Origin of the sequence: Henriciella sp. (assembly GCF_049649345.1) — a bacterium.
Lineage (GTDB): Bacteria > Pseudomonadota > Alphaproteobacteria > Caulobacterales > Hyphomonadaceae > Henriciella.
This window is the reverse complement of sequence record NZ_JBARZC010000138.1, coordinates 1-5,899: the sequence shown is the minus strand read 5'-3', so window position 1 is coordinate 5,899 and position 5,899 is coordinate 1. Positions and strand designations below refer to the sequence as shown.

At 60.7% G+C, this 5,899-nt stretch carries 6 protein-coding genes, 1 tRNA gene and 1 pseudogene; 5 read left to right on the top strand and 3 right to left on the bottom strand.

Annotated features, from left to right (window positions below; all coding sequences use genetic code 11):
* Nucleotides 1-88: 88 nt before the first annotated feature.
* A complete protein-coding gene (locus WA989_RS03400; RefSeq protein WP_424339114.1) occupies nt 89-394 on the bottom strand; it encodes a hypothetical protein in 306 nt (101 codons plus the stop codon).
* 78 nt (nt 395-472) lie between these two features.
* On the opposite strand from WA989_RS03400, the gene WA989_RS03395 reads away from it, so the two are divergent.
* Nucleotides 473-1,465 carry a P1 family peptidase gene (locus WA989_RS03395; RefSeq protein ID WP_424339113.1) on the top strand — a complete coding sequence of 331 codons (993 nt, stop codon included), beginning with the start codon at nt 473-475 and terminating at the stop codon, nt 1,463-1,465.
* 52 nt (nt 1,466-1,517) lie between these two features.
* Nucleotides 1,518-1,594, top strand: a tRNA-Arg gene (locus tag WA989_RS03390).
* Between the two features lie 20 nt (nt 1,595-1,614).
* On the opposite strand, the gene WA989_RS03385 is transcribed toward WA989_RS03390, so the two are convergent.
* A complete protein-coding gene (locus tag WA989_RS03385; protein WP_424339112.1) occupies nt 1,615-2,103 on the bottom strand; it encodes a hypothetical protein in 489 nt (162 codons plus the stop codon).
* A 96-nt stretch (nt 2,104-2,199) separates the two neighbouring features.
* Here WA989_RS03385 and WA989_RS03380 point away from each other — a divergent pair, with 96 nt between their 5' ends.
* Together WA989_RS03380 and WA989_RS03375 are read left to right on the top strand one after the other, a co-directional pair.
* A complete protein-coding gene (locus tag WA989_RS03380; protein ID WP_424339111.1) occupies nt 2,200-2,895 on the top strand; it encodes a hypothetical protein in 696 nt (231 codons plus the stop codon).
* 77 nt (nt 2,896-2,972) lie between these two features.
* Complete coding sequence (locus WA989_RS03375) at nt 2,973-4,058, top strand: hypothetical protein (RefSeq protein ID WP_424339110.1); 1,086 nt, start codon at nt 2,973-2,975, stop codon at nt 4,056-4,058.
* 12 nt (nt 4,059-4,070) lie between these two features.
* Here the strand turns inward: WA989_RS03375 and WA989_RS03370 are convergent, their stop codons facing one another.
* A complete protein-coding gene (locus tag WA989_RS03370; protein WP_424339109.1) occupies nt 4,071-5,252 on the bottom strand; it encodes a CaiB/BaiF CoA transferase family protein in 1,182 nt (393 codons plus the stop codon).
* A 358-nt stretch (nt 5,253-5,610) separates the two neighbouring features.
* Between WA989_RS03370 and WA989_RS03365 the strand changes: the two are divergent.
* Nucleotides 5,611-5,899 (top strand): annotated as a pseudogene (locus tag WA989_RS03365) (hypothetical protein); the annotation flags it as partial.

Genomic DNA, 5,899 nt, shown 5'->3' with positions numbered 1-5,899 from the left:
GGGTTGGCCGGTGTGGTGGACGGGCCTTGCGGCTGGCAGGCCGCAATCAGCAGGATGGGAACAAGCGCCTTCAGCGGGTCATCAAATATCATTCGGATTCTTCACTTGCCTCTTCTGAATTCATCTCATCGCCTGTCTCGACCCCGCGACCTTCAGCGACATGGTCTGCAGCTTCGGTCTTCGGGTGCGCGGCGATAAACGCTTCGATCTCGTCAATATTGCTGGCGACGCAGGCATCGATGGCGGACGTGTCGCCGTCATCGGCCTGCGCGATGCACGCCTTCAGATCGGCCATCTCGGCGCCTTCGCCGGTGATCGTGACCTGGGCCAATGCGGCGCCGGCCCCGAAGACGGCGAGCGCTGCAGTTGCACCAGTACAAGCGAGAAATTTCATGACACCCGATCTCCTCATGACCTTGGCGGAAGGTTTGCTTCACCCTACAAGCGGGATCAACAATTAAAAGGATAGAATATGTCACGACCGGGACCGCGAAACCTGATCACAGATGTGGACGGCATTCAGGTCGGCAATGCCGAAGACTTCGAAGCGATGACGGGCACGACGGTAATCCTCGCCGAGGAACCGGTGACGGCGGCATGCGCCATAGCCGGCGGCGGGCCGGGCACACGCGAGACCGATCTGCTGCGCGCCGACACCATGGTCGAGCAGGTCGACGCGGTCGTCCTCTCAGGCGGCAGCGCCTATGGTCTCAGCGCAGCAGACGGTGTGACAGCAAAGCTCGGTGCGATGGGGCGCGGCTATGGGCTGAAGGACCTGCCCGGCGTGCCGAAGACACCGATCGTCCCGTCTGCCATCCTTTATGACCTCGCCAATGGCGGCAAGAAGGACTGGGGCGAGAAGCCGCCCTATCGCCAGCTCGGCGAGGAAGCCTTCGAGAACCACGCCAAGACCTTCCCGCTCGGCAATATCGGCTGCGGCATCGGCGCCAATGCTGGCGCGCATGCCGGCGGGCTCGGCTCAGCTTCGCTGCGCACGTCTGACGGCATCACCATCGGCGCAATCGCAGGCGTGAACTGTTTCGGCTCGGTCTTCATGCCGGAGACGACCTGTTTCTGGGCCTGGCCGTATGAGATCGGCAATGAGTTTGGCGGCCACCGCCCGCCGGCCGACTATGAGTGCGATCCGGAAGAATGGGGCGATGCCAAGATGAACCCGCAGCTCGGCCAGAACACAACGATTGCCTGTATCGCGACCGACGTCGCCCTCACCCCGGCGCAGGCCCACCGCGTCGCGCAAATGGCGCTTTCCGGCTTCTCGCGCGCCATCCGCCCTGTCTTTGCGCCTTTCGATGGCGACGCGCTTTTTGTGCTCTCGACCGGCAAGGTCGCGCTCGAGGACCCGGCGCCCATCGCCCTTACACGAATTGGAGAACTTGCTGCTTCGACCCTTGCCCGCTCCATCGCCCGCGGGGTATATGAAGCCGATCAGAAGAGTGCAGCATAAGCGCTTGCATCCTCATGCGCGCGCCGCTATGTGTCCGCCCTCGCAACGGCATGCACCCGTAGCTCAGCTGGATAGAGCACCAGACTACGAATCTGGGGGTCAGAGGTTCGAATCCTCTCGGGTGTGCCACTTTTTCCCGACAATCAGGCCTAGATTTCGTCGCCCGGGGTCACCGTCGTGATGACGTGGCGGATCGCCAGGAACAGGCGCACGACCGTGGCGACCAGAAGGGCGCAGACGATCACGGTCTGCGCAAAGATCACTTCATACATGATCCGGTACCAGCCATCCGGCATCTTCTCGAACTCGCCGACCGGCAGGACGAGCATGAGGAGCAGGATCACAGCCCCGACAAGCGAAATCGTCGACAGCCAAGCGACCTGCGAGATGCTCTTGTAGACATCGAAATCAAAATCGGCTTCCGCCTGACTGGTCAGGCCGAGCAGCGTCAGCATCAGGGCCAGAGTCGTGGCCGATGCCCCGGCAATGGCTGATCCGAGATAGAGGCCGGTATTGGTCAGCGAGGCGATCAGATTGGTCGCCTCGGCTTCACTGTAGACGTTTCCGATCGCAAAACGCGCGCCGACTCCCATCAGGATAATCAGGCCGGATACGATGTAGACCGATATATTCTTCACGATCGCCTCTTGTGCCTTCCCCCTTCTCAATGCCGCAAGCGCCTGACGGTTCCAGAGCGTCCGAAACCGCGCCTCTGCTCATGCGTTTGATCATAAGTGACTGATCGAGCCCCATCCTCCGACGACACCCCCTCCGAGCCGCTGACAATTGGCGCAGCCGAACTGGATGTGCTGCGCGAGAGGATCATGACCAGGGGGCTGTGCGCGGCAGACTTCCAGACGCTGATCGACGGCAACCGCGCCGCCTTCCAGCGCATTTTCGGCGAGCGCGTGCTCCTCAAGGTCGAATTCGATGTGGCCCTGTTCGGCGAGCACTCACACCTTGTCTATGTGCCCGAAGGCGACGCCTTTCCTCAAATCATCACTGCCTTTCCTGAAGGCGGCAAGCTCAGGGTCGGACGGCCGGTCGAGTGGCATGGCTCGCTTCACTCGCCCACGCGGCGCGATAATGGGCGTCAGCGCGTCGGCATCATTGCTGAGGATTTCTCGCCAGATGACTGGCGCAAGGTAACCATTCTGGCAGAAGCGATCGACGAGGCCGGCCTTAACTATAATTTCGTCACGCAGAATTCGAACTCCGTTGTCGCCACGCTCGCCGACGCAGCCGAAACCGGTTTTGTCGACCTGCCCGGCGGCGGGCTCAATCTCGGCGCTGGCAACCTGCTCTATGACGAGCTGATGGGCGGCGTGCAGTGGCCGCGCTTTCTTGTTCGCGGCGGCACCTCCCATTCAGGCGATGTGGCAAGCCCCGTGCCGAAAGCCATGCCCCAATCCTCGCAGTCGGATGGCTGATCTGCCGGCCAGAGCCCGGAACGCCAAGGCGAGCCACCCGTTGTTTCCCTGATATCAGATAATTGAAGGAGACGACCATGACCGACCAGCTATCCCTTGAAACATTCCGGCAGGCTTTCGCGGACTTCTCCCAGGACACGATGAGCGTCTATATTCCGCGCCCGGCAGTCCAGACCGGCGGCGAGAAGTGGCGCATCCTCAGGAAGAATGTCATCGATACAGTCAAGGATCACAGCCCGAAATCGGACTTCATGACGAGCCGTCTCGAAAACTTCGAGCTGTCGGATTTCCGCGGCAATGGCATTGCGCTCTTCGATGATGGCAAGCAGCAGCGCATGGCGCATCTCAATGCCCGCCCGATCGCGTCAATCACCACGGGCGAGCCGCCATTCATCATTCCGCTTCTGGCCGATTATCAGAGCCGGGAAACCCATTGGGTCCTGTTTGTGACCAAGGACAAGCCAGCGCTGTATCTCTATTCGGGCGGCAGTGTCAGCGATATGAGCGACCGGCTCGACGCGCCCAAATACCGCTCGGTCGAAGCGCGCCGCTATGTGCAGGATGATGTGTTCTTTCATTCCGGATCGCGCGGCTCGGCCCGCGAAAGCGACGCCCGGTCGGTTTACCACGCACTCGGCTCCGACCAGAGCCAGGAACGCGAGAAGACCGATGACGCCTTCTATCATGACCTTTTCGATGGCGTGACAGAAGCCCTGCCGCCTCAGACCGAGACCCTGCACGTCATCGGCGAAGAGGGCACTGTCGGGCATTTTGCACAGATCGCATCGAATGGACGCTTTGAGATCGTCCAGCATCATTCGGGCGGCACGGACAATGTCGAGGAGAAGATCATCGCCGCTTTCAAGGACGAAACCGCGATCGATGAGCAGCTGCCTGAAGGGCACAACCTGCTCGACCTTCAATCGGCGGCTGCCGCAGGCCAGCTTGGCACGCTCTATGTCCCGATTGAGCATGCACAGCTTGAAGAGATGGGCGGTCAGGCCGACGAGCATGTGAGGCTGCGCGAATATGTCGAGGAGGACGCAGAGACGGCGGAAAACCGCACAGCCGTTCTCGCCCTTGCCAATGGTGCTGACATTCACTGGTATGCTGCGTCAGACCATGACGCCGTCGCAGAGCTTCGCGCTGATATGCGCTGGTAGCTTACGGGTAGACTAGTCGTCCTTCCTGGCCGCGGCTGAGAGGCCGAGGCTGGCGAGGACGTCTTCTGTCTGGGCGCCGAGCCGCGGCGCGGGTGTAATCTCGCGCTCCGGCAAGCCCACAAAACGGACAGGCGGCTGGACTTCCCAATAGCCGCCCTCGCTCGGATGCTCACGGCGCTGGAAGAAATTCACCGCCTTCATGTGAGGATCGTCCTGTACTTCGGAAATGTCATTCGCCCGCGCGGCCGGAATATCGGCATCGCCTAACAGCTTCAGCAGTTCTTCGGTCGTGTAATCGACGAAATAGGCCTGCACGCGCGACATCATATAGTCCTGATTGAAATAGCGGCCGCGATAGTCATTGATACGCTCCTCCTCGAGTTCTTCGGGGTGACCGAGCACATCGAACAGTGTCACCCAGCGGTGGTCGACATAAGGCGCAATCGTGATCCATCCGTTTTGCGTGCGCACCGGCTGGCGCGACGGGTCGACCTGGCGCTGATAGCAGTGCGGACCAACCGGCGGATCGAACGCCGCCTCATAGAAATGCTCCTCGAAGAGGAAGCTGGTAATACACTCGAACATCGGCACCTCGACATGTACCGCTTCGCCCGTCTTGTCGCGGTGGCGGAGCGCTGCGAGCGTCGCATACATCGCGTGAAGGCCTGACACCTTGTCGGCAAACGCCGTCGGGATAAAGCGCGGACGCTCATCGCCGTCGACGCGCGGCAGCAGGCTCGTTGCGCCTGACAGGGACTGGATGAGGTCGTCATAAGCCGGCCGTCCGGCATAAGGCCCTTCGGATCCGAAACCGAGGCAGTGGACGTACACCACGTCCGGCTTGATGGCCTTCACATCCTCAAAGGTGAGACCCAGCCGCGCCACCGCATCCGGCCGGATATTGTGAATGAACACATCGCTCGTCTCGATCAGCTTACGGACCGCCGCCTTCCCATCATCTGATTTCATATCCCAGACGACCGACTTCTTGCCGCGATTGATCGTCATGTGGCACGGGCCCATGCCCTTATTCTTGGCGGGCTTGCCGACATTGCGGAAATCATCGCCCTTTGGCGGCTCCAGCTTGATCACGTCTGCGCCCATATCGGCCAGCGTCTGCGTACAATAAGGGCCGAAGATGACGGTCGTCATGTCGGCGACGCGGATATCGCTCAAGAGGGATGTGCCTGGCATGGAGTCTGGGCCTTTTTGAACTGTGTTTCGCGGCAGCTTGCGGCGCGCCGCCTGCTCTAATCCTGCTTGGGTTTCTACGATAAGCACGCTGCCTGACAAGGCTGACGAGGCGTCACACATCCGCCCGAAGAGTTTGGCAAACATTCGCCGCGCAAGCGATTTGAGATACTTGTGCTCGCCAAGTCACAATCGCCCCGTCCTGCATATTCCACAACAGGATCGACAGGTAATCACCGCCTGAAGTCAGAGCGAATAGTTCTCGCCCGGGACGAATTCATTTTGCGAATATCTTTACCGCCGCGAAAAAATCCCCTTTAACGGAGGGCTTATGGTTAAGAACCATGTGGTGGGGAAAAATATGGTTGCTCGAGAGAGACTTGGTATTCGCGTCGGCGGTCTGACAGCCGCGTTTCTGACAATTGGTCTGGTGACAGCCTGCGGGGGCGGCGCCGCCACACCCGGCGCTGTGACGCCGACCCTCGCCGGGACCTGTACGAGCTTTGCCTCGCCCGGCACATCCGCCGCAATCGCCGCCCAGTGCTACGACCGCGCCGACGATTCAGACCTCTCGGGCCGCGATTCCGCGCAGGCCTATTATCACGCCGCTGCCGCCTTCAATAAGACCAACCAGTTCAGCGAGGCAGCCT